Origin of the sequence: Nocardia sp. NRRL S-836 (assembly GCF_001279525.1) — a bacterium.
In the GTDB taxonomy this organism is placed as follows: Bacteria; Actinomycetota; Actinomycetes; order Mycobacteriales; family Pseudonocardiaceae; genus Lentzea.
The window spans coordinates 1-591 of sequence record NZ_LGDY01000007.1 but is presented as its reverse complement, the minus strand read 5'-3'; the positions used below and the strand labels follow the sequence as shown (position 1 = coordinate 591).

The 591-nt window shown below is 64.3% G+C and carries 1 protein-coding gene; it reads right to left on the bottom strand.

The genetic code is table 11. From position 1 onward, the window contains the following. A partial coding sequence (locus ADL03_RS48070) for a hypothetical protein (protein WP_053731869.1) occupies positions 1-591 on the bottom strand: 591 nt, incomplete at both ends.

Here is a 591-nt window from a genome sequence, read left to right as displayed (position 1 = left end):
CGCGTAGAGGTCGCCTTCCTTGACTGTGGCCTCACCGCTGGTGAGCACGACGCCGATGCGGTTGTTCGTCATCTCGAAGTTCGCGACATCACCGGTCTGCTCGGTCCACGACGACCACAAGGTGCCGTCCTTCACGACGAGCGAGCCGTTCTCGCGCAGCACACCGATGCGCCCTGCGGCGAGCTCAATGTCCTTCGCACCGTTCATCTGGCTGACCCAGCCCGCGTAGAGGTCGCCTTCCTTGACGGTCACCTCGCCGTTGGTGAAGACCACGCCGATGCGGTTCGGCGTCAGGTCGAAGTCCTTGACGTTGCCCGTCTGCTCGGTCCACGACGCCCACAGGTTGCCGTCCTTCACCGCCAGGGAACCGTCGTTGCGCAGCACACCGATCCGGCCACCGGCCAGGTGGAAGTCCTTGACACCACCGGCCTGCGTGCTCCAACCGGTGTAGAGATCACCCTCCTTGACCATGACGTCACCACCGGTCGTCAGCACACCGATGCGGTCACCGTCGATCTCGAACTTCGCCACACCATGCGCCTGCGTCGTCCAGCTCGACCACAGGTCACCCTCCTTCACCGACAACGTGCC